The sequence below is a fragment of the Parvibium lacunae genome (genome assembly GCF_003335215.1).
Classification (GTDB): domain Bacteria; phylum Pseudomonadota; class Gammaproteobacteria; order Burkholderiales; family Burkholderiaceae_D; genus Parvibium; species Parvibium lacunae.
The window spans coordinates 690,406-715,791 of record NZ_QPGB01000002.1; the positions used below are offsets into that span (position 1 = coordinate 690,406).

The following is a 25,386-nucleotide window of genomic DNA, read 5'->3' on the forward strand; positions in this document are numbered from 1 at the left end:
TGAATTGAATCGGCTTATTCACAAGATCAAACTTGTGAGCCTCATTACAGCACAGGGCGACAGCGTCACATACCGGGGGTTACCAGTCGTTACGCTTGTTGCAGTTGTAACAACTTGGGGCCAAGACCACTCAATAGTCAATGGCTTGCCAACCCAGTTTCGGCAAGAGGCTGGCAAAGTCATTGCTCAAGGGCGCTCTTACCTGACAAGGCTGCGCGGTGAGAGGATGAATGAAAGCTATCTTCACGCAAGCTAACAGCAAGCGCCCGCAATCATAGGTTTGCTTGAAGTAACGATTATGAATCCCCTTGCCATGCGTGGCATCGCCAATAATCGGATGCGCAATGTGCTTCATGTGGCGACGCAGTTGGTGCCGCCGACCCGTTTCGGGATGCAAGCGCATCAGGGCATAGCGCGAAGTCGGGTAGCGTTCTACCATCACCGGCAACGTCACCGTCGCCAAGCGTTGGTAGTGGGTCACGGCAGGCTGTGGTGCCAGCTCTCGCTGCATACCACTCGGTAAGTATTCAGCTGCATCTGGCTGGCGACTCAGCGGGTAATCAATCGTACCGCGTTCGGGGGGATGGCCGCGCACTATCGCTAAATACGTTTTCTCAACCGTTTGCGCTTCAAACTGCTTGCCCAGCAAGCTTGCTACTTCGCGATTCAGGGCAAACAATAAAACGCCGGAAGTACCACGATCCAAGCGATGCACAGGGTAAACATGCTGACAAATCTGGTCGCGCAGCATTTGTACCGCGAATTGGGTTTCGTGCTTATCCACCATCGAGCGGTGAACGAGTAGGCCGGCGGGTTTGTTGATGGCGATGAGTGCGCTATCTTGATAAATAATTGGCAATAATGCAGATTGGCTCAATCGCTGCGCATCAGTCAAACAGCCACCTTTGACAACATGTTCCTAACGATCAATTTGTGCAAGGGGGCGACGGGCAGCATATATAACTTACCCAACCAGTTATGCGTATGCACCACGGTGCTGATCGTGAACTCGCTGCTGTTAGCCGAGGATTGATAGACAGAAATCACCACATCTAAATGCTTGTCTTGGTCGGTGAGCAACAACTCTTCTGGACGATTGCTCACCACGGTAAAGATTCCTAAGCGTTCGCCAGGTTGGTAATCTCGCCGCTGTGTCAAACCATCTTTACTCAGCACACCTAAATTTTTAAGCCCCAGCTTCGATACGATACGATTGCGCAATGCCATCAAAAAATCAACCCATGGTGGCGTGGCTTTAACCACCGCTAGAAAAGCCTCTAGCGCAGTAGCCGACGGTATACGTGTTGAAACACGCCAAGCATCGTAAAAATCTGCGTTATGTAAGCGAGGAAACACAGCGCAGTTCGGCGGCACCGGCACTTCAACGACTTGGCTCATATCATCCCCTTTTTGCTTGATCCCGCAGACAAAGCAGCGAAGCAGGCTAATTCTTCAACCGCCACTCAGCACTCTGTGCGTGCGCTTGCAAACCTTCGCCATAGGCCAATGTCGCCGCAACCTTACCTAACGTTTGTGCGCCCGCTGGTGAAACGTGAATAATGCTGGAACGCTTTTGGAAATCGTACACACCAAGCGGTGAGGAGAAGCGTGCAGTACGCATGGTGGGCAGTACGTGGTTGGGACCAGCGCAATAATCCCCCAATGATTCGGAGCTGTAGGGGCCAAGGAACATCGCGCCGGCGTGGCGGATTTTGGCGGCGAGTTCGGTGGCGTTTTGCGTGGAAATTTCTAAGTGTTCAGCGGCGATGTTGTTCGCAATCTCGCACGCTTCATCTAAATCGCGCACTTGAATCAACGCGCCCCGATCCGCGAGTGAGGTACGAATGGTCTCCGCACGCGGCATAGTTGGGAGCTGTTTGGCAATGCTGGCTTCTACCGCCTCAATAAATGCAACATCCGGACAGAGCAGAATGGCCTGCGCCATTTCGTCGTGCTCGGCTTGCGAGAACAAGTCCATCGCAATCCAATCGGGGTTGGTATGAGCATCGCAAATAATTAAAATTTCCGAAGGGCCGGCAATCATGTCGATACCGACCAAGCCAAACACGCGGCGCTTGGCAGCGGCCACATAGGCATTACCGGGGCCAACAATTTTATCAACCGGTGGTACAGTAGCCGTGCCATACGCCAATGCGCCGACGGCTTGCGCCCCACCGATGGTGAAGACACGTGTGACGCCAGCAATGTGGGCTGCTGCGAGGACGAGCGGATTTTTTACGCCATCGGGCGTGGGCACGACCATGATAATTTCTTGCACGCCCGCCACCTTAGCAGGCATGGCATTCATGAGCACCGAAGAGGGGTAGGCCGCTTTACCGCCAGGCACATAAATGCCGACGCGATCCAGTGGCGTGATTTTTTGACCAAGCACCGTGCCATCGGCTTCGGTGTATTGCCAAGAATCTTGCTTTTGCTTTTCGTGATAGCTGCGCACACGGGCGGCGGCGGCCTCGAGCGCGGTGCGCTGCTCAGTAGATAAGCCATCAAACGCAGCTTTGAGTTCGCTGGCGGGTAGTTCGAGCTGCGCCATGCTGTGTGCAGGTACCCGATCAAAGCGCTGGGTGTATTCCAGTACCGCCGCATCACCCCGCTTTTTAACGTCGACCAGAATCTCAGTGACGGCATTTTCAATCCGTGTATCGTCTTCCGCTTCGTAGGCCAACAAGGTTTTGAGTTGTTCGGCAAAATCGGCTTGGGTGGAATTGAGTTTACGAATCAGCATGGGTATCTCAACAAAGGCAATGTTTGGCCAACTATTTTTGGCTAGCTTGTTCAAAGGCGGCCAACAAAGGCTGTAAGGCGGTGTGCTTCATTTTGAGGGCGGCTTGGTTCACTACCAAGCGTGAAGAAATTGTCATGATCTCTTCAACTTCCACCAAGTTATTTGCGCGCAGCGTGCCGCCGGTGGAGACCAAATCCACAATCACGTCGGCCAAGCCCACTAAGGGGGCCAGTTCCATTGAGCCATACAGCTTGATGATATCGACGTGCACGCCTTTGGCGGCAAAGTGTTCACGGGCGGTTTTTACATATTTGGTCGCCACACGTAAACGTGCGCCTTGCTTGACGGCATTGGCGTAATCAAAGTCTTTGGCGGTGGCCACGCTCATGCGGCATTTGGCAATTTGCAAATCAATCGGCTGATAGAGGCCTTCGCCGCCGTGTTCGAGCAGCACATCTTTACCGGCAATACCAAAGTCGGCGGCGCCATATTGCACATAGGTCGGCACATCGCTAGCGCGCACAATCAGCAGACGCAGATTGGGATCGCTGGTGGGCAAAATCAGCTTGCGCGAACTTTCTGGTTTTTCAGCGCAATGCACCCCCGCCGCTTCGAGCAGGGGTTGGGTTTCTTCAAAAATACGGCCTTTAGAAAGGGCAAGGGTCAACATGATGGCTGGCCAACTGGGGCATAAATGGGTTGCATATTATTGAACACGTTGGATGTCAGCACCCAACGCCGTGAGTTTGGCTTCCATCTTATCGTAACCACGATCCAAGTGGTAAATCCGCTCAATCGTGGTTTGGCCTTGCGCGACCAAGCCCGCAATCACCAAGCTGGCAGAAGCGCGCAGGTCGGTTGCCATAACAGTGGCACCGGATAAATTGGGAACCCCTTTAATGACCGCTGTGTGGCCATCGATTTCGATGTCAGCGCCAAGACGACGTAATTCCTGCACATGCATAAAACGATTTTCAAAGATCGTCTCATGAATCACACTGGTTCCTTGCGCAATGGTATTCACCGCCATGAGCTGGGCTTGCATGTCTGTGGCAAACGCGGGATAAGGCGCGGTTCTCGCGCCAATCGCGGTGGGCCGCTGGGCCGCGACAAGACGAATCCAATCATCGCCCGTAGTGATCTGTGCGCCCATTTCACGCAATTTTTCGAGGGTTGCTTCCATGCTGGCAGGATCGGCCTGTGTCAAGGTGACCTCTCCACCGGTTGCCAACACCGCGCACAAAAAGCTACCCGCCTCGATACGGTCTGGCATGATGCTGTGGCTGCCCCCCTGCAGTGCGCTCACTCCCTGCACGACTAAGCGGTCGGTGCCAATACCGTCGATCTTGGCGCCCATGCTGACCAGCAAATTGGCTAGATCGTTGACCTCTGGCTCACGGGCCGCATTTTCAAACACGGTTTCACCCTCTGCCAGCACCGCTGCCATCAATAAATTTTCCGTGCCGGTGACCGTAATCATATCGGTCAAAATGCGTGCGCCCCGCAGGCGTTTGGCTTGGGCATGGATATAGCCATGTTCAACGTGAATCTCCGCCCCCATTAACTGCAAGCCTTTGATATGCTGATCAACCGGACGCTGACCAATGGCACACCCCCCAGGCAGGGAAACTTTGGCCTCACCAAAGCGGGCGAGCAACGGCCCGAGAACCAGAATAGCGGCACGCATGGTTTTGACCAATTCATAGGGAGCGACCGGGGTAATGTCTGCAGGCGTGGCGAGGCTCATTCGTCCTCCACCATGCAGCTCTATATGCGTTCCGATCTGCCGCAATAACTTGTTCATCGTGCGGATATCTTGCAACTCGGGCACGTTGTTCAGGTAGAGCGTGTCGGCGGTCAGTAAGCTGGCGCAAAGAATAGGTAACGCCGCATTTTTAGCGCCGGAGACGGCGACTTCACCCTGCAAACGCTGTCCACCACGAATAATCAGTTTGTCCATAATTTTCTTGAATCATCACCCATACAATAAAAGCCTGCTGCAACCGATGCGCAATTGCAGCCCACGTTTCTTATTATTGAGTTTGCTGGTTTTCCCACTCACTGGGGGTTAATGTTTTCATTGATAAAGCGTGAATCTCTTCACGCATGCGTTCGCCCAAACCGGCATAGACTTTTTGGTGGCGCTGCACGGCGCGCAAGCCTTCGAAGGCCGTTGAAACGATCGTCGCATAAAAGTGGCGGCCATCGCCTTCTACTTGCAAATGCGCACAAGGTAGAGCAGCGGCAATATAATCGCGCACATTCTCTGGGGTTGGGTTTTCCATCATCATCTCTTATTCAATCAATGCCGTAGTTTATAGCCACGCCGCAGCATGCTCAGCGCCACTGTCGCCACCACCGCAAAACTTATCAAGACCACGCTCAGGCTGTGCCACGGGGACACATCGGAGACGCCGAAGAAGCCATAACGGAAGCCATCAATCATGTAAAAGAAAGGATTGAAGTGCGACACTGTGTACCAAAATGCGGGCAACGAATGCACCGAATAAAACACGCCCGATAAAAAGGTCGCGGGCATGATTAAAAAGTTTTGGAAAGCGGCAAGCTGATCAAATTTTTCAGCCCAAATCCCCGCAATCAAGCCCAACGTGCCGAGCAAGGCGCTGCCGAGCACTGCAAAAATCAGAATCCACCCCGGCGCGACAAAACTGAGTTTGGCGGCCCACGCGGTCACAATAAACACACCCAACCCAACCGATACGCCGCGCACCATCGCCGCCAACACATAGGCGCTAAACAGGGTTAATGCTGAGAGCGGGGGCAACAAAATAAACACGATGTTGCCCGTGATTTTGGACTGGATGAGTGAGGATGAAGTATTGGCAAACGCATTTTGCAAAACCGACATCATCACCAAGCCGGGCACCAAAAAGCTGGTGTAGCTCACACTGTCGTACACCCGCACATGGTCTTCCAGCACATGGCCGAAAATCAGCAAGTACAACACGGCGGTGAGCACGGGCGCGGCAATCGTCTGGAAACTCACTTTCCAGAACCGCAGCGTTTCTTTGTACAGCAAGGTACGAAAGCCGTTCATGTTGCTGATGCCACTCATGCCGCCACCTTGCTGTTGTTTTGCATAAGCTGCACAAAGACATCTTCTAAATCAGCGCGCTCCACTTGCACGTCATCTAATTGCACCCCCGCCTCACGACATGCGCACAAAATAGATTCAAGCTCGTTATAACTGGTCATGCGCAGACGAATGCGATTGTTTATTCGAGTTGCCGCTTGTTCAATTTGCTTTTCCAACACGCTTGCGGGTAGCGTACCTTGATAAGAGAGGCGCAAGCTCAGTCCCGCAAAGCGCTTGAGCAAATCATCGGTTTTTTCCAGCGCCACCACGCGGCCACTCTTGAGCATGGCCAAGCGCGTACAGAGTTGCTCCGCCTCTTCCAGGTAATGCGTGGTCAGCACAATCGTGTGGCCCTGCTGATTCAGCTGAGCAATGAATTTCCACAGGGTTTGCCGCAGCTCTACATCCACCCCCGCCGTCGGCTCATCCAGAATAATCACGGGCGGCTTATGCACCAAAGCTTGCGCCACCAGCACCCGCCGCTTCATGCCGCCGGACAAGGCGCGCATATTGCTATCGGCTTTTTGAGTGAGGTCGAGATGGGCAAGGATTTCGTCAATCCAATCATCATTCTTGCGCAGGCCGTAATAGCCCGACTGCAAGCGCAGCGTTTCGCGCACGGTAAAGAAAGGGTCAAACACCAGCTCTTGCGGCACCACGCCCAGCATACGCCGGGCTTGCTGGTAGTCCGTCACCACATCATGGCCGTGAATCTGCGCCGAGCCGCCCGTTGCGCGGGTCAACCCCGCCAAAATACTAATCAGCGTCGTCTTGCCCGCCCCATTCGGGCCAAGCAGGCCAAAAAACTCGCCCTGCTCAACGGAAAACGAGACCGAATCCAAGGCCTGCAAGCCTTTGTAAGCTTTGCTGAGTTGGTGAATATGGAGGGCGGGAGGCATGAGGCAAAGAGATAAAACTAAAGAGCTCATTATAAATGAGCATCGATCAAGATAGATGTCATGCAACGAAACAGTCCCGCCAACATAGCGGGACTGTCTCATCCTCTTTTTGCAGAAATGCGGCCAATCAAATCAAACAACGGAAGCCAGCTTACTCGCTAAAGCCGCCGCCAGTGTCTTATCATCCCGCTGCTGCGCGTAGCGCTGCGGCCTTTACCTCTCTTTTGGCTCCAGCTGCTCTCGCTTAACTTGCGATGCAAGCTAGCCTACGCCGAAAAACCGCAAAGCACTATCCCAGGGTGTTACAACCCTGCAGCAGCACGCAGTGCAGCTGCCTTATCGGTTCGTTCCCAGCTGAATTCCGGCTCTTCGCGGCCAAAGTGGCCGTAGGCGGCGGTTTTGCTATAGATCGGGCGCAGAAGATCCAGCATTTGAATAATGCCTTTGGGGCGTAGATCAAAATGCTCATTCACCAGAGCGGCGAGTTTTTCATCGCTCACCACACCCGTGCCTTCGGTGTACACGGTGATGTTGATGGGTTTCGCGACACCAATCGCGTAGCTCACCTGAATCTGGCATTGTTTTGCCAAACCAGCAGCCACGATGTTTTTCGCCACATAGCGGGCGGCGTAGGCAGCGGAACGATCCACCTTGGTGGGGTCTTTGCCGGAGAACGCGCCACCGCCGTGCGGGCAGGCACCGCCGTAGGTATCCACAATGATTTTACGGCCTGTTAAGCCGCAATCGCCTTGCGGGCCGCCAATCACAAAACGGCCAGTGGGGTTAACCAAGTATTTGGTGTCTTGCAGGAAGTGGCTGGGCAGCGCAGGCTTGATGATTTCTTCAATCACAGCCTCACGGATTTGCTCTTGGGTGATATCCGGCGCATGCTGGGTCGAGAGCACCACGGTATCAATGCTGACGGGTTTGCCATCGACATAACGGAAGGTCACTTGGGACTTCGCATCGGGGCGCAGCCAAGGCAGGCGGCCATCTTTACGCAAGAGTGACTGACGCTCCACCAGGCGGTGAGCGTAGTAAATGGGGGCCGGCATCAATTCGGGCGTTTCATCACAGGCATAACCAAACATCAAGCCCTGGTCACCCGCGCCGGTGTTCAGGTAGTCATCCGAAGCATGATCCACGCCTTGGGCGATATCGGGCGACTGTTTGTCGTAAGCGACCAAAACCGCACAGCCTTTGTAATCAATGCCGTAATCGGTATTGTCGTAGCCGATGCGTTTGATGGTGTCACGGGCCACCTGGATGTAATCCACATTCGCGGTGGTGGTAATTTCACCGGCCAACACGACCAAACCGGTATTACAAAGTGTCTCAGCGGCGACGCGGGCATATTTGTCCTGTGCGAAAATAGCGTCAATCACCGCATCGGAGATTTGGTCGGCTACTTTATCGGGATGGCCTTCCGACACGGACTCGGAAGTAAAGAGAAAATCGTTTGACATAGCACACTCCTAAACATATACAGGGTTGGTTGGCGCTGCCAACTCACTTGTACTTAGTGGAGCGGCGAACGCTTTAGCAGTATTTGGAATCGCCCTGCAAGTTGTTCACGGTCATCTGGCGATGAGCTTAACTCGGCGATAGCGCATTATAGCGGTTTTATATATTTAACGTGAGTGGCGCGGTTTGGATACATTTTTAGGAAACTTCTTGCTAGGGGCTTGGCGCTTGTTAGGCTGCCTGCCGCTGCGTACGTTACATATGCTGGGCGGGCTGGGTGGCCAGTTAGCCACTTGGTTCAGCGCCGCGCTCACCGCACGTATTCAAGCCAACCTAGGCCAAGCGGGTCTGCTCGCGCACACCACCCCGAAGCAAGTATTACGCGAACTGGGCAAAGGCGCACTGGAACTAGCCGCAGTCTGGTTTCGCCCGCCCCTTACGCGTGCGGTTGAGGTGCGCGGCTGGGAACACGCGCAAGCGGCGGCGCAAGCGGGTAAAGGCATTTTGTACCTCACCCCCCACCTCGGTTGTTTTGAAATTACCGCCCGTTGGCTGGGCACACAGGCTCCGATTACTGTGATGTACCGTCCCCCACGTAAGGCGTGGCTACGCCCCCTGGCCGAAGACGCGCGGGGTACGGCCGCCGTCAAGCTGGCCAGCGCTGATTTGAGTGGGGTTCGTAAATTGGTGCGCGCACTCAAGAATGGCGAGACCATTGGTCTACTACCCGACCAAGTCCCCGGTAATGGCGAAGGCGTGTGGGTGCCATTTTTTGGTCGGCCTGCCTACACCATGACCTTACCCGCCCGGCTGCATGAACTCACGGACGCAACCATTTTGCTGACTTGGGGCGAACGCTTACCCAAAGGACGGGGTTACATCATGCACATTGAACCCCTGCCCGCTCCGCTACAGGGGTCACTCGAAGAACAAACCGCCCAGATCAATGCGGCCATGGAAATGCTGATTCGCCGCTGCCCCAGCCAATATTTGTGGACGTATAACCGCTACAAAACACCGAAAGGCGCGCCTCCCGCAAGCGGCGCAAATTCAACCGATGAGGCTAAGGACACACATGAAGCAAAAGCTTAACGCCCTGCTGACGTGGTTTGGGATTGGCTGCTTCGTGCTGCTCGGTTGCTTACCGCTGCCCGTGCTGCGTGGTCTCGGCTGGTTGATCGCGCAACTCGCCTATCCGTTTGCGCGAGAACGGCGGCATGTGATTGCCACGAATTTACAGCTATGCTTTCCAGACCTCAGCGAGCAGCAGCGCCAGCGCCTACTCAAGCGTCATCTCGTTGCTTTTGTACAGAGTTTTTTGGATCGCAGCATTCTGTGGTGCCAACCCGCTTGGCGGGTGCGGCGCTTGGTGCGCTTAAGCGGGCTGGAACATGCTGCCGCCTTAGGAGATCAAGCGTTTTTCTTCTTAGGTGCGCATTTTGTAGGGCTGGATGCGGCCTGGACGCGCATTTCGATGGAGCACAAACTCATTGGCATGTACATCCGCCAAAAGAATCGGGTATTTGATCAATGGATGCGCGACCGCCGCGACCGCTTTGGCGAAAATCTCGGGCTAACGCGACAAGACGGGATTCGTCCCGCGCTGCGGGCACTCAAGCAAGGCTTTCATTTTCTGTATTTCCCCGACATGGATTACGGCCCAGAAGATGCGATTTTTGTTCCCTTCTTTGGTATTCCGGCTGCCACCATCACCGCCACCTCACGCATGGCCAAGGCGGCTGGGGCTGCCATATTGCCTGTGACCATTCGCATGACTTGGCGTGGTTATGAAGTTGCCATCTTGCCGCCGTGGCCGAATTACCCATCCGGGGACGATGCTGCCGATGCCCGCCAACTGAATGCCTGGATTGAATCCCTCGTCCCCAGCATGCCAGAGCAATATTTTTGGGTACACAAACGGTTTAAGACCCGCCCGCCGGGTGTGGCTAAGGTTTACTGAGTTTTCTTGCATAATGCGCTTATGAAAATCAAATTTACTAAGATGCACGGCGCTGGCAATGACTTTGTAGTCATTGACGGCATCCATCAATCCATTCAATTCACGCCCGCACAGTGGCAGGCAATCGCGCACCGCCAGTTCGGCATTGGCGCCGACCAGATGCTCTTGGTAGAGCGCAGCGCCCTGCCCGGGATTGATTTCAAATACCGCATCATGAATGCCGATGGCAACGAAGTGGAGCACTGTGGCAATGGCTCGCGTTGTTTTGTGCGCTTTGTGCATGACCAGGGGTTAACTGATAAAACCACCATCAAGGTTGAAACCCTCAGCGGTATTCTGACCTTGCAATTACATGAGGCTGGGCGTGTGACGGTGCAAATGGGCGTCCCGCGTTTTACCGCAAGCGATATTCCGTTTGACGCCACCGGCTTAAGCACGACCGAGGTTGGCAACACCACGCAATACACCCACCCACAGTATGCCGATACGCCTTTTTGCGTAGCGTCGATGGGTAACCCCCATGCGGTGATTGAGGTTGCAGATGTTGAAACCGCCTCCGTGCAAACAATTGGCCCCAGCTTGCAGGCACTACCCAATTTCCCTAAAAGTGTGAACGTTGGGTTTATGCAAGTGCTCGACCCACATCACGTGAAATTGCGCGTGTATGAACGTGGTGCTGGCGAAACCCTCGCTTGCGGCACGGGGGCCTGTGCCGCCGTCGTCACTGGCATTCAACGCGGGGAACTACAAAGCCCGGTGCAAGTGCAAGCCCGTGGCGGTATTTTAGAAATTGCCTGGGCTGGGCCAGGTGAACAAGTCGCCATGACCGGCCCGACCGCCAACGTGTTTAGTGGCGAGTTTGAAACTGACGCCTTATTCAACAACAATTTCAATAACAATTAATCATTTACCGAGAGACAGGCTTACTATGACAACGCTCACCGATCAAGCGGTTACCGATTATCTACTCGCCCACCCTGATTTTTTCACGCAACACCATGAGCTTTTGGCAACCCTCACTGTACCGGGCCCACACGCGGGCAAAGCCATTTCATTGGTGGAGCGCCAGAATCTAACCTTGCGAGAAAAAAATAAACAACTGGAGCTCAAACTCAGTCAGCTATTACACTTTGGCCGGGAAAATGACCAAACCGCTGACAAACTGCATCGCTGGACCCATGCGATTGTCCGCGTACAGGATAACGCCCATATCCCCATGGTCGTCGCACAAGAATTAATTAAACTCTTTGCCTTACCGGACGTTGCGTTACGGTTATGGGGTGTGCAGGAAAACTATGCGCATCTCGACTGCGCTGCGCCAGTCGCGGTTGATACCATTTTGTTTGCTAATGCCCTTTCCACACCGTATTGCGGCATCGTGGAAAATAATACTGATGTTGAAAAACTGGGGGTGGCGCAATGGCTGCCGGGGGGCGAAAATGCGCCAGCGCCGAAATCTCTAGCGTTATTAGCCCTGCGCCAACCCGATGCGGCAGAGTCATTTGGCCTGATCGTGCTGGCCTCGCAAGACCCCGAGCGCTTTGCGGATGAAATGGGCACCTTGTATTTACAGCGCATTGCCGAGTTGGCCAGTGCGGTGCTCTCGCGCCTGATTGACTGACCCTCTCAATGCACTATCACCAACACGACGTGATTAAAGTATGGGAGCGCTTCCCCTACGAGACATTGGGGGACGCGCAAAAAAGCCTGGACTATCTCGACACGGTGATTCAGGCGGGCGCAGCCCATCGCGACACCCTCGCGCAATATCCCACGGTGCGCGCCGAGCCACTGGATGAGTATTACCGCCTGAAATTATTTCAAACCATTGCCTCAAATGAGCTGCTGCGTGACATCGCGGTCACCATTGATGACTGGCGTGGTGGTTTGTTCATGGCCTGGCTGGTCTTGCTCAAACCCGAACCCGCCTTGCTGGCACATCGGGAGGCGATTGCAGCCTTACTCTTGCCCGAGCATGCTTGGCTAAAGACTTGGCTGCACCAAGCTGAACAACCTACAGCAACAGAAGCGCAACCGCACCATAGCCGCCTAGCCACCATCAAGGCACAACTCGCTGCGATGCCCACGCCAGCAAGCTTGCAGCTCAAGCCGGCTGTCGCGCTGGATGCCGAAAAACTCAACGCCCTCAAGCAAGCCTATTTGCAGCAAGGGGCAGCCGGGTTTCATAGCGTACTGAATCAAAAATAACGATCCAACACACCTCCTACTAACAACCGCTTGTATTTCCCTTGCCACCAATTCGCGATACGTATATATTTAAAGTATATACAAGGAGGTGGTAATGAATTATGCAAAGGTATTTATCTCGGGCAATAGTCAAGCCGTGCGCTTGCCCAAAGAATTTCGGCTCAATAGCGAACAAGTAGAGATTTTTAGGCGAGGGAATGAGCTTGTATTGCGCGAACGCCCCGCCAATGCCGCAGCGGCGTTTGATGCACTGAGCGCACTCGCGGACGCCATTCCAGATGACTTCCTCGCAACCCAACGTAACGATAGCGCACCGCAAAACCGAGAGGCGCTGTAAATATGCCAGCTAGTCGCGCCTTACCCAAAACAAACAAAGCGCGCGCAGTGAGAGAAAGTCAGGCAACTTACCTCAGTAGCGAACCTCCTAAGCAACTGCGCTATTTACTGGACACCAATATTTGCATCTACATCGCCAAGCATGCTCCTGTCAGCGTGAGAGAACGCTTTGCCGAACATACTGCCGCAGAGCTTGCCATGTCCGTTATCACTTACGGCGAACTCTGTTTTGGTGTGCAAAAAAGTGTGGCTAAGAGTAAGGCACAGCATTTACTCGCACAGCTTAATCAAACAATTGAGGTTTGCCCTCTACCCGATCATGCGGGAGAACACTACGGTGATATCCGCGCGCACCTTGAGAAAAAAGGGCAAGTTATTGGCAACAATGATTTATGGATAGCCGCCCATGCCCGTGCGAACGGCTGGATACTCGTCACCAATAACGAAAAAGAATTTAAGCGGGTTCCCAAGCTACAGATTGAAAACTGGGTGTAGACATGGATACCTCACTACCCCCCGCTGCTGCCCCCAACCCCAACTCACCCACACCTGCGCGCTACCTCACGCATCTCCGCGTGGAGCGCCGCTTATCACCCCGCACCTTGGCTAATTACACGCGCGACCTCGGCCTCTTAGAAGCCAAAGCCGCTGACAGGGCGTGGCACGATATCACCCAGCACGACATTCGGCTGTGGGCCAGCAAACGCCATGCAGAAGGCGCAGATGGTAAAACCATTGCGGCAATGCTCTCCTGCTGGCGTGGCTTTTTCACCTGGCTGTGCGAACAAGGCTTATGCACGCACAACCCCGTGCAAGGCGTGCGCGCACCCAAAACCGGGCAACGCTTACCCAAGGCCCTGAGCGCCGATATGGCGCAGCAACTCCTTAATTCACCCACTCATCTGCCCACCCGCTCACCCTCGCCGCAAGCCCTTAGCGAGCAGGAGGTAGAAGGTGTGGAGACAGTAGAGGATGATCACTCAGTGCTGTGCCGCGACCAAGCGATGATGGAACTGCTCTACAGCGCGGGCTTACGGATTAGTGAGTTGGTAGGGCTAGACGTGCAGCCGATTCAAACTCGCGACTATCAATCGCTCGGCTATGTGGATATGCCTGCCGCCTTAGTCACGGTCGTCGGGAAGGGGCAAAAACGGCGCACCGTACCCGTAGGCAGTGTGGCCCTCGCGGCATTAGAAAAATGGCTCAGCGCCCGCGCCCAATGGCCGCACGTTGTCTGCCAGGAAGCCTTATTTCTAAGTGCGCGGGGCTTGCGGATTTCGCCGGTCGTGGTACGCCAGCGATTGGCCTTGATGGCACAGCGTGCGGGCTTACCCACCCATGTCCACCCGCACATGCTGCGGCACTCGTTTGCCTCACACATTTTGCAATCCAGTGGCGATTTGCGTGCCGTGCAAGAATTGCTCGGCCATGCGAATATCAGCACCACACAGATATATACTCGGCTAGATTGGCAGCACTTAGCTAAAGCCTACGATGCGGCGCACCCACGCGCCAAAAAACAAGATTAACTTTTGCAGCCGGTTGCGCTGCCTTTGTCACTCATCATGAACGCATCCCAAACCATCACGCCCACGCTCACGCTCAAGCCCGGCAAAGAAAAATCGCTCAAACGCCGTCACCCTTGGATTTACAGCCAAGGGATTGCCAGCATCAAAGGCATACCCAACAAAGGTGAGCCTGACAGCGGCCAAACTGTAAAAGTATGTGCGGCAGACGGCAGTTTTTTAGCCTGGGCGGCCTACAGCCCACACTCGCAAATTCGCGCACGGGTCTGGAGTTTTGACCCCAAGGCCACGATTGATGCTACGTGGTTACACACCCAACTCGCTGCTGCCATTGGTCGCCGTGCCCACCTACGTCACCGGAGCAGTGCCCTACGCTTAGTATTTGGTGAAGCCGATGGCCTGCCCGGTTTAGTGGTCGATCAATACGGCGATTGGCTATCCATCCAACTCCTCGCGGCCGGTGTCGATGCTTGGCGCGCTGAGATTGTGCAAGCCTTAGTCGCCATCACCGGCTGCGCGCAAGTCTACGAACGCTCGGATGCCGCCGTGCGCCAGCGCGAAGGCTTGCCCAGCATTAAAGGCGTTTTGCATGGAGACCTAGACGCCACGCCCACCGCCGTGGCCGTGCAAGAAGATGGCGTCCAGTACGAAGTGGATATTGTGAACGGCCATAAAACCGGCTTTTATGTGGACCAACGCGACAACCGCAAACTAGTGGCCGATTTGGTCAAACGGATTGGCCCCAGCGCCACCGTGCTCAATTGCTTCTGTTACACCGGCGGCTTTTCACTTGCTGCACTCAAAGCAGGCGCCACTCAAGTGATTTCGGTGGACTCCTCTGGCGATGCGCTGGCGATTGCAGCAAAACAAGCCGCGCTCAATGGCATTCCAGAAGCGCATGCGGAATGGCGCTGCGCCGATGTGTTTGAACAGCTCAAACAACTGCAAGCTGAAGGCACGCAATTTGATATCGTGATTCTCGACCCACCCAAGTTCGCCCCCTCCAGCCATCACGTCGAAAAAGCGGCGCGAGCCTACAAGGAAATCAACCTCAAAGGCTTGCGTTTGGTGAAGCCGGGGGGTTACTTGCTGACTTACTCCTGCTCCGGCGCGATTGATGTGGATTTGTTCCAGAAAATTGTCGCGGGTGCCGTGGTGGATAGTTACCAAGATGCGCTGCTGGTGCAACGCCTCGCCGCCGGGGAAGACCACCCCATGCGGATGACGCATCCTGAAGGGGAATATCTCAAGGGCTTGCTTTTGCAAAAAGTGTAACCATATGTAGACAATTATAGAAATACAAAATTTCGGGATGAAGTGCTAGGAGCCGCGGAGCGAAAGGCGAGATAGTACGTAGAGGTACAGCGAGACTTGAGCGAGCATGTGACAACGCAATTCGCCCGAAAAATGAATTTATATAAATGTTCTTGTCTTTTTATTTTGAACGGAATCATTATGTCAGAAGCTAACCTCGTCCCCGTCACCGTCCTCACTGGTTTTCTTGGTGCGGGTAAAACCACACTGCTCAATCGGATTTTGAAAGAACAACACGGCCAGCGCATTGCCGTGATCGAGAACGAGTTCGGCGAAGAAGGAATTGATAATGATTTGCTCACACAAGAAAGCAATGAGCAGATTATTGAAATGAACAATGGCTGTATTTGCTGCAATGTGCGCGGCGATTTGATTCGCACCTTGAAAGAATTACACGCCAAGCGTCAAAAAGGCGAGATCAAATTTGACCGGGTGCTGATTGAAACCACCGGCCTAGCGAACCCCGCGCCCGTCTGCCAAACCTTTTTTATGGATGACGAAATTGGCGAAGCCTACATGCTAGATGGCGTGCTAACCGTGGTGGATGCCAAACATGCCATGCAACAGCTAGATGAACATAGCGAGGCGCGTGAACAAGTGGCCTTTGCGGATCGGCTCTTGCTCTCCAAAACCGATTTGATTGATGGCCACGCTCAAACCCATTTGCGCCAGCGCCTAGCCCGCATGAATCCCCGCGCGCCGATGAAAGCCGTGCATTTTGGGGAAACGCCCGTGAATGAGATTTTGGATATTCGCGGCTTTAATCTGAATGCGATTTTGGAAATCAGCCCAGAGTTTTTGCGGGCCGAGGAACACGCCCATGACCATAATCATGACCACGACCATGCTGATTGCGATCATGAGCACGGGCATTGCGAACACGGTCACGAACATGATCATGCACACACCCATGCCGCAGATGCTGGTGACCATAGCCACTGCGACCACGAACATGGCCATTGCAGCCATGAGCATCATGATCACAACCATGCCCATACACACCTAGACGACATTCAGTCCTTTGTTTTTCAGTCCGACCGTGCTTTTAACCCCATGCTGCTTGAAGAGTTCATGGGTGGGCTGGTGAACGTCTATGGTGAAAAAATGATGCGCTATAAAGGGGTGTTGTATATGGACGGCACCGAGCGCCGCATGCTGTTTCAAGGTGTGCACATGCTGATGGGCGCGGATTTAGGGCGCGCTTGGCAGGCTGATGAAAAAAGATACAGCAAATTGGTGTTTATTGGCCGCGACCTGCCTAAGGAAATTTTCATCAAGGGCTTGGAACAATGTCTGGTCTAGGTCATAATGCCCCGCTTCTGGTGTGCGCGAGTCGCCAGAGACTTATCGAGATTGACGCGTGGGAGATGACATGGCCGGTACTAAAAAAATCAAAGACATTACAGAAGCAGAGCTGCTGAAAATGCCGGAAAAGGACTACATGAATGAAGTCCAACTGGAGTTTTTCCGCAAACGGCTGCAGCAAATGGAAGCCGAATTGCGCCAAAATGCCGATGAAACCACCGAGCATTTGCGTGAAACGGTGATCGTTCCTGACCCCGCCGACCGCGCCACCATTGAAGAAGAGCATGCTTTAGAGTTGCGTACTCGCGACCGCGAACGCAAGCTGTTAAAGAAAGTTCAGCAAGCACTGGCGCGGGTCCAGTCCGGAGACTATGGCTATTGTGAGGAAACGGGCGACCCGATTGGCATCCCACGCTTGCTAGCACGGCCTACCGCGACCCTATCGCTGGAAGCCCAGCAGCGACGCGAGCTTAAACAGAAAATGTACGGGGACTGAGCTCTTCTCCTGATTCGCTGAAAGCAACACGCTGTCAGCCGGTTTCCCAAGCAGCATGCTCGGTCTAAAACACCGCCCTCCCTGGTCTTTGTGTAATCAGCGCCACCACTTGCCATTGTGGCTCGGAGTGGTGTTGTTCGCCCTATTTGCCCTGCAGTGGCAAACACTGACGCACAAAATCGCGCATGGAGTAAAGTTTGCGCACGCCGTCACGCATCAATCTGCTGCCGCACTTGAGACCCATTCCCATGGCGATGACCACCTGCCAACGCCAGAAACCGAGCATTCCTGTGCAGCCCTTGATGCACTTACCAGCGATTATTCGCCACCGCTGGATACCCGGCTTTTTATCGGCACCGCCGCCCTGTCAGCTTGCCCTGGCAAACCTGCGGCAACAGTCGTAACCCAAGCCCCAATCTGGCAGCCGCCAGCCCGCGCACCGCCCTCCTTTTCCTAACAACACCTTCCGTATTACCGCACCGGGGAATACCTCGTGCGGGTTTTCTGTGTGTTTAGCAAAGGAATTGTATGTTTTCATCGCACTGGGCGAGCGTCAGGGCGCGGTCGTCGACTTCTATCGTAATTGGCCCGTCTCATCTCCCCTTAAACCCTGCCCTCATCGCACTCGCTGCTGCGCTCAGCCTGCCGCTGTGGTCAAGCCTGGCACAAGCAGAAGAGCCCGCTGCGCTGGGTGATATTGTGGTAAGTGCCAGCCCATTGAACAATAAAGCGAATGCCTTGGCTGCCCCGGTAACGGTGCTAAGTGGTCAAAAGTTAGCGGCTGAGCGGCAATCCAGCCTGGGTGAAACCCTGGCCCGTGAAGTCGGTGTCAGCAGCAGCTATTTTGGCCCGAATGCCAGCCGGCCCGTTATTCGTGGGCTCGACGGCGAACGCCTGCGGATTCTGAGTAACGGCATGGGGTCGAATGACGCCTCGGGCGCCAGCCAAGACCATGCCGTCACACTGGAGCCATTATTGTATGAGCGGGTTGAAATTCTCCGTGGCCCGGCGGCACTGCAATATGGCGGCGGGGCGATAGGTGGCGTCGTGAATGTGTTGGATGGGCGTATTCCCACCGAGAAAAATCTCGGGCTGGCAGGCGCGTATAGCACCCGCTATGGTGGTGCCGAGCGTGAGCGTAGCCAAGTGCTGCGGCTGGATAGCAGCAATGCTAGGGTCGGGCTGCATGCTGATGTCTATGATCGTCAAACAGCCGATCTGAAAATTCCGGGTTATGTGCGCTCGGCAGCGCGGCGCATGAATGCCCCGCTGGCGGCGGGCGAAGAAGAGCGACGCGGCTCTCTCCCCAACAGTAGTTCTCATACGCGAGGTGGCGCGCTCGGGGCAACGGCCTTTTTTGACAAAGGCTATTTGGGGACCAGTGTTAGCGAATATCAGAGTAACTATGGCACCGTCGCTGAAGAATCTGTTAGGATTGGGGTGCATCAATCGCGGCAAGACATCGTGGGGGAGTGGCGTGGCGATAGCTGGTTCGAGCGCTTACGCTTTAAGCACAGTGAGAATGATTACCGCCATACTGAGTATGAAGACAACACGCCGGGGACCTATTTCAAAAATCGCGGGCGTGAGACACGACTCGACATTCAACATGCCCCTATTGGTCGATTACGTGGCAGTTTTGGGATTTCACAGCAGCGCTTCTCCTTTTCTGCGCTGGGGGAAGAAGCCTACTTACCCACCACCCGCAACGAAAATCAAGCACTCTATCTTTACGAAGAATGGACTTTGGGTGCGCTGAAACTCCACGGAGGGCTGCGACAAGAGTATTCCCGGGTGCGCAGTGAAAGCAGTGAAAACCCGAACTTTGGGGCGGGGGAAAGTCGAAATTTCAAGCCATTTAGCCAAGCAGTGGGCGCCAACTGGCAAGTGATTCCAGGCTATATACTCACCAGCAATTATGCGATAAGCCAGCGTGCGCCAAATTACCAAGAGCTGTTTGCGAATGGTCCTCACGTCGCCACCAATGCTTGGGAAATCGGCAACCGACAACTGGGTATCGAGCGTGGGCGCGCCTGGGATCTGGGCTTGCGAAAAACCCAAGGAGTCGTTACCGGCAGTGTGACTGTATTTGAACAACGATTCGATCAATATATCGCGTTGATCGGGAATGGCAATGTCAACCTCTCGGGGCCTGACCCCCTGGATGAGTTCGTTTACCAGGGCGTTCGTGCCCGTTTCCGTGGGGCCGAACTAGAAAGCCGCTGGCGTATCTTGAACCGGCAACCGACCACGCTCGACCTGGAATGGCGTGCCGATACAGTGAAAGCGACCAATACAAGCAGCGGCGAACCCCTGCCTCGTATCGCCCCCAGCCGGCAGATGGTTAGCGTGGTGTATCGTGGAATACCTTATAGCAGCCGTCTGGATATTCAGAAAGTGCAAGGGCAGGGGCAAATCGCGCCCAATGAACTGCCCACCGCAGGCTATTGGCTGGTGAATGCTTACAGCAGCTACCGCACCTCGATCAATGGCCTGGATTGGGAGTGGTTTATTCGTTTTAACAACCTCCTGAATCAGGATATTCGTTACCACAGCGCGTTTCTGAAGGACCAAGCGCCATTAGGTAAGCGCAGTGCCTTAATCGGCGGGACGATCCGCTTTTAACCCGAAAGGATGCGCATGGGTCAGCTAAAGCTTGGTGCAAACACCACATCTGCAGCAATCCCATGCGCCTGGCACGGGTAATTCACCTGGTCGCTTAAGCTTTTGCTGTCTCAAGCCGTATAATAGCTAGGTAGAAATGCTATTGATTTGTCGGATTGCAGCCAAGCAATAGAACAAGACAACTGGAGACTAGGGTGATTTTTTCGTTATTCGGTAAGTCAAGTAAACCTGACGCATCGAAAAATGAGGTTCCAGGCAAAGCGGAAGCCAATTCAAAAACCTCAGACCGCCGCGATAAACCGTTACCGAGCCATGGTAGCGAGGGGCGTGCGCAAGAAAAACGCAGCATTCGCAGCCCGGAGAGTGCCAGCCGCAGTAGCACAAGCAGCAGCAACCGCAGCAGCAGCAGTAGCGCCAGTGGCAGCAGTTCGAAACGAACCAGACCCAGCGTCAGCCCGGAAGTACAGCGCGAGCTAGCACTCGCAACGAAAGCGAAAATCGATGCCATTGAATCGGAAATGGCCTTGGATTTCGGTGCCGCCCCACCGCCGCCACCAAAAACCCCTGCCCCACTGACTCCGCCAGTGAAGAATGCTGGCAAAGAGGGCGTTTTGGCGATGCCAACAAAGAAAGATATTAATGCGGTCAAGCTAGAACACTCCTCGACCCTGCCGCCGCTTGATGCGACCACTTCCATTATTTTGGGCGATGAAACCGGCGCGCTGTCGGTAGAAATTAGCACCACTGAAGTGGCTCCTATTGTTGAAGAGGTCGCCATTCTGTATGCGAACGGCCAGTCACTGGCTGCGTCAATGGCCTTGGCGGGTGCCCTTAAACAAGACGATATCGGGCCGTCGACCATGCAGGCCTGGTTTATGTTGTTTGATCTCTATCACCTGATGGGGAAGCGGGCTGACTTTGAAGGTCTTGCGATCGATTTTGTCAGCAAATTTGAAATCTCGCCGCCCGCCTGGGATGCCGGCAGTGCCGTTACCGAAACACCCGTCACCCCTGGCCCTGTGGTCAAGCCGGGGCAAGCCGTCGTTATCGCCGCGCTGGACGAGAAAATTGATACCGTGGTCAGCCAACTCGTGTCCCTCGCCGAGAAGCAGCCGCAACAGACACTCGATTTTTCGCAGCTTGGGAATGTGACCTTTGAAGGATGTCAGTCACTCTTGGGCTTTCTGCGGCAAGTGGCTAAAAATGGGCGTCCTGAATTGCAGTTACTGGGGCTGCCCGCGCTCTTAGCGAAGTTATTAGAAACGGTTGAGACTGGACGCCGTGACCCCCTCGAATCAGGGTGGATGTTGCTGCTTGAGGTCTATCGTATTCTCAATCAACAAGCCGAATTTGAAGAAGCGAGTATTAACTATTGCATCACCTACGAGGTTTCTCCTCCATCTTGGGAAACCCCAGTCGGACACATTCGGGTTGGTCAAGGGGCGGCAGCAAGTCAAGCAGAACCCGCCGCTACGCCCGCCAATGAAACCGCGCCTGAGGCAGCCGCGCCCACTAAATGGGGCCAGAGTTTTAGCTTGAGTGGCGAATTAGAAGGCAATGCAGAGGTAGAGCTATCCGGCCTGATGACCTACGCAGAAACCAATGCACGTGTCTCGATTGATTGCCGCAACCTGCGGCGGGTTGACTTTACCGCCGCCGGTGCGCTGTTAAATGCCCTCGTCGGCTTGCAAGCCAGTGGCCGAAAAGTTGAGTTTTTTGACTTGAATCATCTGGTAGCGGCCCTATTTATCGTGATGGGCATCCATCAATTCGCTGCGCTTAATCTGCGCAAGCTTTAATGCGAACACATTAAGTCCGCCTGATTGCTGCCCAAGCCGCAATCCACTCATCGACTCAGCATAGGAAACATCATGGAACAGTATCACGGCACGACGATTTTGTCGGTCCGACGTGGCCAGCAAGTTGCGCTGGGGGGAGATGGCCAGGTAACGCTTGGGCATATCGTCGTTAAAGCCACCGCACGCAAAGTGAGGCGGCTTTACCAGGACAAAGTGTTGGCAGGATTCGCGGGTGGAACGGCGGATGCTTTTACCTTATTTGAACGCTTCGAGGCCAAACTGGATAAGCACCAAGGGCATTTATTGCGCAGCGCGGTTGAGTTAGCCAAAGATTGGCGCACGGATCGTTTATTGCGGCGCTTAGAGGCCATGCTGGCGGTGGCTGATCGGCAGTATTCGCTGATCATTACGGGGAATGGCGATGTCTTGGAGCCCGAACAAGGGCTGGTGGCGATTGGTAGTGGCGGCGCCTATGCCCAAGCCGCAGCCCGCGCCTTGCTGGAAGAAACCACGCTCAGCCCCGCCGAGATTATCAAAAAGTCACTCACGATTGCCGGTGATTTGTGTATCTACACCAATCAGCAGCATTTAATCGAAACGCTGGATTAATCGCACTGACAGATCAACCGGGTGCGCCGCACGCGCCGCGCCCCTCACCAACGACCAGACAATGACACAATTAACCCCGCACGAGATTGTTTCAGAACTCGACAAACACATTATTGGCCAAACACGAGCAAAACAAGCTGTGGCAATTGCCCTACGCAATCGCTGGCGGCGACAGCAGGTTGCCGAACCCTTACGCCACGAAATCACCCCAAAAAATATTCTGATGATTGGTCCAACCGGGGTTGGGAAAACGGAAATCGCCCGGCGCTTAGCGAAACTGTCGCATGCCCCTTTCATCAAGGTTGAGGCAACCAAATTTACCGAGGTTGGGTATGTTGGCCGTGATGTCGATACGATTATTCGCGACCTCGCGGAGATTGCGATCAAACAAGCCCGCGAACAGGCTATCAAGCGTGTTCGGAGCCTGGCGGAAGACGCCGCTGAGGACAGAATTTTAGATGTGCTGGTGCCACCGCCAGTGCGCAATAGCGGGTTTGGCTTTGCTCATGACACCGACAACGCCACAAGCCCGGACACAAAAGACAACACAGCGCGCCAAGTGTTTCGCAAAAAGCTGCGCGAGGGCGCACTGGATGACAAGGAGATCGATATCGAGGTCGCTGCCCCTGTCGCGCAAATGGAAGTACTAGCCCCACCGGGCATGGAAGAATTGACACAGCAAATTCAAGGCCTATTTCATCAAATTGGCCAAGGTAAAACCAAGACCCGTAAACTCAAGATCCGTGAGGCCTTGAAACAATTGATTGATGAGGAGGCGAGTAAACTCATTAATGATGAGGAAGTGAAACTCGCTGCTCTACAAAGCGTCGAGCAGAACGGGATCGTCTTTATTGATGAGTTTGACAAAATTACCAGCCGCCACGAGCAAGGTGCCGAAGTTTCTCGCCAGGGGGTGCAACGTGATTTGTTACCTTTGGTTGAGGGAACGGCGGTCAACACCAAATACGGGGTGATCAAAACCGACCATATTCTGTTTATTGCGAGTGGGGCGTTTCACCTCGCCAAACCCAGCGATTTGATCCCCGAGTTGCAGGGGCGCTTCCCAATCCGCGTGGAACTGGATTCACTATCAATTGAAGATTTTCAACACATTCTGACCAAAACAGATGCCTGTCTCACCAAACAGTATGCGGCCCTGCTTGCGACTGAAGGCGTAACGCTCACGTTTACTCCTTCAGGGGTGGCGCAACTGGCCGAGATTGCCCATAGCGTCAATGAAAAAACCGAGAACATTGGCGCACGGCGGCTATATACCGTGATGGAAAAGCTGCTCGAGGCGGTGTCGTTCAGTGCCGAACAGCACACCGGCACGACCTATGAGATTGATGCTGACTTCGTGCGTGGGCGTTTGGCAGACCTGGTCCAAAACGAGGACTTATCGCGCTATGTTCTGTAAGCACTGGGCAGGCTAGGCCCGCCCAAGCGCTTATTGTTGATCGCCCGTGGATGGCCCTGCCGCTGCTTGCGGCGAACCAGCGTTGGCCGCTGCATGGTGCAAAGAAGCCGTAGGGTGGGCATAGTGATGGTGATGCAAGGGATGGTGTGGCGGCTTTGAATGCGCTGCAATCCACTGCGGTAATAACGACCCAAGCACCATACCGAGGATGGCGACGGCTAACCCAATGAGCTGGGGCAGCCAAATATCGCTAGGTTGAAACACCTCACACAGGATCCAGGTTAAGAGGCCGCCCACAATGCCCATCAGCGCGCCCTGTGTAGTCGCCCGCTTCCAGTACAAACCGCACAACAACGGAATAAATGCCGCAACCAGGGTGACCTTATAGGCACTCTCAACCATTTTATGGATAGAGGAATCGGTGTGCAGGGCAAACGCCAGGACACACAAGGTAAAGATCACCAATGTCCCACGCATCACCCGCAAGAACGTTTATCCCGCATGTTTGGGAAAAATCCTTTGATGATGTTCTCCGAAAACGTGACGGAGGGCGCTAACAGCGTGGCCGACGAGCAGCTCATGATGGCAGAGAGCAAGGCCCCAAAGAAAATAATTTGCGCATAGACAGGCGTGTGTTCGAGAATCAGCACCGGCAGGACCTTCTGTGAATCTTCCTGCACCAACACCCCAAATTTAACAGGATCAATCAAGATCGCGGAAAATGCCAGCAACATGGGAACAAAAGCAAACAGAAAATATAAAGAGCCGCCCAGCACAGAGCCGCGCACAGCCGTATCTTCATCTTTCGCCGACGTCATCCGTTGAAATACATCTTGCTGTGGAATGGAACCCAGCATCATCGTCAGCCACACCCCAATAAAGGGCACCCACAGTTCCCATCCGCCGCTCGGCCAGAAATCAAACTTCCCTTGTGCCGCAGCCTGCGCCAGGACGTTACCCATGCCGCCGGTCTGATCGCTGATCAAGATGGCGATAAATCCCATCCCCAGCATGATCACAATCATTTGCACAAAATCCAGCGCCGCGACCGACAACATACCGCCAAAGGTGGTGTAGGTTAGAACAATCGCGGCACCAATAATCATGCCTAGCTCTTGTGACACTGCCTCTTCGGTAATAATGTTAAAGACGAGCCCCAGGGCTTTGATCTGCGCGGAGACCCAACCCAAATAAGAAATCACAATACAAATGGTGCAGAGGATTTCAACTCCCCGGTTGTAACGCAAACGGAAATAGTCGCCAATCGTTAACAGATTGAGTCGATAGAGTTTCCGCGCAAAAAAGAGGCCCGCCAAAATCAAGCACATACTGGCACCGAAGGGATCTGATGCGGTGCCATGCAAGCCCTCTTTGACAAAAGTAGCAGAAACACCCAACACCGTCTCCGCCCCAAACCAAGTTGCAAAGACCGTTGCGGTGACCACCGGCAAGGGTAAATGGCGGCCAGCAACCGCAAAATCTTTGGTATTTTTTACCCGTGTGGCGGCGGCCAGGCCAATCCCGACCGAGATCAATAAATATAAAATTACGAACCAAATTAACATAGCGACGCTCTATCTTAGAAAAA

25 protein-coding genes and 1 pseudogene are annotated in these 25,386 nt (G+C 54.2%); 16 read left to right on the forward strand and 10 right to left on the reverse strand.

The window, feature by feature from the left end; all coding sequences use genetic code 11:
- Window positions 1-130: 130 nt before the first annotated feature.
- From DU000_RS07410 to metK, 9 genes are all read right to left on the reverse strand, one after another.
- Complete coding sequence (locus DU000_RS07410; protein WP_205074031.1) at window positions 131-877, reverse strand: tRNA pseudouridine(65) synthase TruC; 747 nt, start codon at window positions 875-877, stop codon at window positions 131-133.
- A 14-nt stretch (window positions 878-891) separates the two neighbouring features.
- On the reverse strand, window positions 892-1,398 hold the full coding sequence (locus DU000_RS07415) for a DUF2867 domain-containing protein (RefSeq protein ID WP_114402706.1): 507 nt from the start codon (window positions 1,396-1,398) through the stop codon (window positions 892-894).
- Window positions 1,399-1,444: 46 nt separating this feature from the next.
- A complete protein-coding gene (hisD, locus tag DU000_RS07420; protein WP_192878445.1) occupies window positions 1,445-2,743 on the reverse strand; it encodes a histidinol dehydrogenase in 1,299 nt (432 codons plus the stop codon).
- A 31-nt stretch (window positions 2,744-2,774) separates the two neighbouring features.
- Window positions 2,775-3,413 (reverse strand): ATP phosphoribosyltransferase, encoded by a 639-nt coding sequence (gene hisG, locus DU000_RS07425; protein ID WP_114402707.1) that lies wholly within the window; start codon window positions 3,411-3,413, stop codon window positions 2,775-2,777.
- A gap of 36 nt (window positions 3,414-3,449) precedes the next feature.
- A complete protein-coding gene (murA, locus tag DU000_RS07430) occupies window positions 3,450-4,703 on the reverse strand; it encodes a UDP-N-acetylglucosamine 1-carboxyvinyltransferase (protein WP_114402708.1) in 1,254 nt (417 codons plus the stop codon).
- 73 nt (window positions 4,704-4,776) lie between these two features.
- Window positions 4,777-5,028 (reverse strand): BolA family protein, encoded by a 252-nt coding sequence (locus tag DU000_RS07435; protein ID WP_114402812.1) that lies wholly within the window; start codon window positions 5,026-5,028, stop codon window positions 4,777-4,779.
- Window positions 5,029-5,045: 17 nt separating this feature from the next.
- Entirely contained in the window at window positions 5,046-5,819 is a 774-nt protein-coding gene (locus DU000_RS07440; RefSeq protein ID WP_240001825.1) for an ABC transporter permease, read from the reverse strand.
- Window positions 5,816-6,739 carry an ABC transporter ATP-binding protein gene (locus DU000_RS07445; RefSeq protein WP_114402709.1) on the reverse strand — a complete coding sequence of 308 codons (924 nt, stop codon included), beginning with the start codon at window positions 6,737-6,739 and terminating at the stop codon, window positions 5,816-5,818. The genes DU000_RS07440 and DU000_RS07445 overlap by 4 nt, the downstream gene beginning before the upstream one ends.
- A gap of 302 nt (window positions 6,740-7,041) precedes the next feature.
- Window positions 7,042-8,205, reverse strand: coding sequence for a methionine adenosyltransferase (gene metK, locus DU000_RS07450; protein ID WP_114402710.1), 1,164 nt, complete (start codon window positions 8,203-8,205; stop codon window positions 7,042-7,044).
- A 184-nt stretch (window positions 8,206-8,389) separates the two neighbouring features.
- On the opposite strand from metK, the gene DU000_RS07455 reads away from it, so the two are divergent.
- The 16 genes from DU000_RS07455 (at window position 8,390) to hslU (ending at window position 23,798) form a co-directional block, all read left to right on the forward strand.
- Window positions 8,390-9,295 (forward strand): lysophospholipid acyltransferase family protein, encoded by a 906-nt coding sequence (locus tag DU000_RS07455; RefSeq protein WP_240001826.1) that lies wholly within the window; start codon window positions 8,390-8,392, stop codon window positions 9,293-9,295.
- A complete protein-coding gene (locus tag DU000_RS07460; RefSeq protein WP_114402712.1) occupies window positions 9,279-10,163 on the forward strand; it encodes an LpxL/LpxP family acyltransferase in 885 nt (294 codons plus the stop codon). The genes DU000_RS07455 and DU000_RS07460 overlap by 17 nt, the downstream gene beginning before the upstream one ends.
- A gap of 21 nt (window positions 10,164-10,184) precedes the next feature.
- Window positions 10,185-11,066 (forward strand): diaminopimelate epimerase, encoded by an 882-nt coding sequence (gene dapF / locus DU000_RS07465; protein ID WP_114402713.1) that lies wholly within the window; start codon window positions 10,185-10,187, stop codon window positions 11,064-11,066.
- Window positions 11,067-11,091: 25 nt separating this feature from the next.
- Complete coding sequence (locus tag DU000_RS07470) at window positions 11,092-11,784, forward strand: DUF484 family protein (RefSeq protein ID WP_114402714.1); 693 nt, start codon at window positions 11,092-11,094, stop codon at window positions 11,782-11,784.
- 8 nt (window positions 11,785-11,792) lie between these two features.
- Window positions 11,793-12,371: a hypothetical protein gene (locus DU000_RS07475; protein ID WP_114402715.1), complete on the forward strand. Its 579-nt coding sequence runs from the start codon at window positions 11,793-11,795 to the stop codon at window positions 12,369-12,371.
- Between the two features lie 94 nt (window positions 12,372-12,465).
- Window positions 12,466-12,708 (forward strand): antitoxin, encoded by a 243-nt coding sequence (locus DU000_RS07480; protein ID WP_114402716.1) that lies wholly within the window; start codon window positions 12,466-12,468, stop codon window positions 12,706-12,708.
- Window positions 12,709-12,710: 2 nt separating this feature from the next.
- Window positions 12,711-13,202, forward strand: a complete 492-nt coding sequence (vapC, locus tag DU000_RS07485) for a type II toxin-antitoxin system tRNA(fMet)-specific endonuclease VapC (RefSeq protein WP_114402717.1) — start codon at window positions 12,711-12,713, stop codon at window positions 13,200-13,202.
- 2 nt (window positions 13,203-13,204) lie between these two features.
- Entirely contained in the window at window positions 13,205-14,236 is a 1,032-nt protein-coding gene (locus DU000_RS07490) for a tyrosine recombinase XerC (RefSeq protein ID WP_114402718.1), read from the forward strand.
- Window positions 14,237-14,272: 36 nt separating this feature from the next.
- Entirely contained in the window at window positions 14,273-15,508 is a 1,236-nt protein-coding gene (locus DU000_RS07495; RefSeq protein ID WP_114402814.1) for a class I SAM-dependent rRNA methyltransferase, read from the forward strand.
- Window positions 15,509-15,688: 180 nt separating this feature from the next.
- Window positions 15,689-16,849: a CobW family GTP-binding protein gene (locus DU000_RS07500; protein WP_114402719.1), complete on the forward strand. Its 1,161-nt coding sequence runs from the start codon at window positions 15,689-15,691 to the stop codon at window positions 16,847-16,849.
- A 70-nt stretch (window positions 16,850-16,919) separates the two neighbouring features.
- The gene (gene dksA, locus DU000_RS07505; protein WP_114402720.1) at window positions 16,920-17,348 is read left to right on the forward strand and encodes an RNA polymerase-binding protein DksA; all 429 of its coding nucleotides are present in this window, start codon (window positions 16,920-16,922) and stop codon (window positions 17,346-17,348) included.
- A gap of 133 nt (window positions 17,349-17,481) precedes the next feature.
- Window positions 17,482-17,805, forward strand: coding sequence for a hypothetical protein (locus DU000_RS07510; protein ID WP_147266977.1), 324 nt, complete (start codon window positions 17,482-17,484; stop codon window positions 17,803-17,805).
- A 71-nt stretch (window positions 17,806-17,876) separates the two neighbouring features.
- The gene (locus tag DU000_RS07515; protein ID WP_114402722.1) at window positions 17,877-19,973 is read left to right on the forward strand and encodes a TonB-dependent receptor; all 2,097 of its coding nucleotides are present in this window, start codon (window positions 17,877-17,879) and stop codon (window positions 19,971-19,973) included.
- 194 nt (window positions 19,974-20,167) lie between these two features.
- The gene (locus DU000_RS07520) at window positions 20,168-21,772 is read left to right on the forward strand and encodes an STAS domain-containing protein (protein ID WP_114402723.1); all 1,605 of its coding nucleotides are present in this window, start codon (window positions 20,168-20,170) and stop codon (window positions 21,770-21,772) included.
- Between the two features lie 72 nt (window positions 21,773-21,844).
- Window positions 21,845-22,381, forward strand: coding sequence for an ATP-dependent protease subunit HslV (gene hslV, locus DU000_RS07525; protein ID WP_114402724.1), 537 nt, complete (start codon window positions 21,845-21,847; stop codon window positions 22,379-22,381).
- A gap of 61 nt (window positions 22,382-22,442) precedes the next feature.
- The gene (hslU, locus tag DU000_RS07530) at window positions 22,443-23,798 is read left to right on the forward strand and encodes an ATP-dependent protease ATPase subunit HslU (RefSeq protein WP_114402725.1); all 1,356 of its coding nucleotides are present in this window, start codon (window positions 22,443-22,445) and stop codon (window positions 23,796-23,798) included.
- A 168-nt stretch (window positions 23,799-23,966) separates the two neighbouring features.
- Here the strand turns inward: hslU and DU000_RS07535 are convergent.
- Window positions 23,967-25,363 (reverse strand): annotated as a pseudogene (locus DU000_RS07535) (high affinity choline transporter 1); the annotation flags it as partial.
- Window positions 25,364-25,386 lie beyond the last annotated feature (23 nt).